This is a genomic window from Pseudomonas sp. PsB, assembly GCF_043658375.1.
Taxonomy (GTDB): Bacteria; Pseudomonadota; Gammaproteobacteria; order Pseudomonadales; family Pseudomonadaceae; genus Aquipseudomonas; species Aquipseudomonas putida_Z.
Map to the genome: position 1 here is coordinate 1 of NZ_JBIGLU010000083.1, position 1,848 is coordinate 1,848.

The window sequence follows — 1,848 nt, forward strand, 5'->3', positions numbered from 1 at the left end:
GTGAGGTTCGCGTTTAACACGGAGAACCGGTCGAAAAAGCTCTCCGTACATGATTTTTCGGTCACTTTTCGTCCAATGACGCTGTAGGTGCCTGGAAAATTGCAACTTGCCGCGGCTGCACGACAAGTTGATCGGAGCATCCTTAGAGACTTTGCGACAGATTTCTCGAGGCTTGGCCGATTCCGACCAAATTTCGTCACTAGACCAACACTTGAACAACTTATTAAAACTACAAGGCCAGGCAAGCAGTTTGAATCGCCCCTGGTTTCGTAGACACCTCCAAGCCTCATAATGAGGCCCAAATAGGAGGTGCCATGAGTCGTCAGCGTTACCCCGAAGAATTCAAGATCGAAGCGGTCAAGCAAGTGACCGAGAAAGGCAAACCTGTCGCCGATGTCGCCCAGCGCCTGGGCATGTCCGTGCACAGTCTTTACGCCTGGATCAAGGTCTACAGCAAGCCCCAAGAGCAGCGTCAGCAAGACGACGATCAGCAGGCCGAACTGCGCAAGCTACGCGCTGAACTCAAGCGCGTGACGGAAGAGCGAGACATCTTAAAAAAGGCCGCCGCGTACTTTGCCAAGGAGTGCGGCTGAAGTACGCCTTCATCAAGAAGCACTCGACTGATTACCCGGTGCGGCGCCTTTGCCAAACCCTCAAGGTGCACCCCAGCGGCTATTACGCCTGGCTGGCCGAGCCTCAATCTGCCCGAGCAAAAGAAGATCAACGTCTGCTTGGCTTGATCAAACACGCTTGGCTGGAAAGCGGAGGTGTATACGGCTACCGCAAAATTCACGATGACCTGCGTGAGCTGGGAGAGGAATGCGGCCGAAATCGAGTCAGGCGCTTGATGCAGGCGGAGGGGCTGCGTTCTCAAACGGGCTATCGGCGGCGTCCAGGGTTCTATGGTGGAAAACCAACAGTGGCCTCGCCCAACCACCTCGCGCGGCAGTTCAAGGTAAGTGAGCCGAACAAGGTCTGGGTGACAGATATCACTTACATCCGCACCTATGAAGGGTGGCTCTACCTCGCGGTAGTGCTGGATCTGTTCTCACGCCAAGTAATTGGTTGGTCAATGAAGCCAAGGATGTGCAGCGACCTGGCTATCGACGCGATGTTGATGGCTGTTTGGCGACGCAAGCCTCAGCAGCAAGTTATGATTCACTCAGATCAAGGCAGTCAGTTCAGTAGCTCGGATTGGAAAAGCTTTTTGAAGGCCAACAATGTAATCAGCAGCATGAGCCGGCGGGGAAACTGCCACGACAATGCTGTAGCCGAGAGCTTTTTCCAGCTTTTGAAGCGAGAGCGAATCCGACGAAAGATCTACACAACCCGTGAAGAAGCCCGAAGTGATATTTTCGATTACATCGAGATGTTCTATAACCCTAAACGCCGACACAGCAGTGCTATGCAGCTGTCTCCAGTAGAGTATGAGAAACGCTATTTCCTGAGCTTGGAGAGTGTCTAGAAAACCAGGGGCGATTCAGTTCGACGTAACGCATAACCATCTTGCCAATCCGGTGCGTGGCGGCAGGCTGCAGCAAAATTTGAGCTGACCGCCGAATACATTGCCGGCTACCAACAAACAGTCCGCATGATTGCGAGCACTGAAGGATTCTGCTTTCCCACCCTGATCAGCATGGCTTCTTTGAATAACTACGATAGTTATTGGGGGAAGATTTACATAGGGGCTGATGGTTTCTGGTATCTATCAACTGCTGATAGCTCATACCCAAGAGGGCAAAGTATGTACGCGCGATGCGTGCGATCCTAGGAGTGCGATCCATGAACCCCACCTTCTAAAAGATAGGGCCTCAGCTTACCGTGGTATCTCTGGCGAGCAGTTCCATG

Annotated in this window: 1 protein-coding gene; it reads left to right on the top strand. The window is 52.7% G+C overall.

Annotated features, from left to right (window positions below):
• The first annotated feature begins 314 nt into the window (after positions 1-314).
• A protein-coding gene (locus tag ACGLHT_RS29940) for an IS3 family transposase (RefSeq protein WP_087535084.1) occupies positions 315-1,465 on the top strand; the annotation gives its coding sequence in 2 pieces (ribosomal slippage) (positions 315-549 and positions 549-1,465; 1,152 coding nt in all).
• The last annotated feature ends 383 nt before the right edge of the window (positions 1,466-1,848 follow it).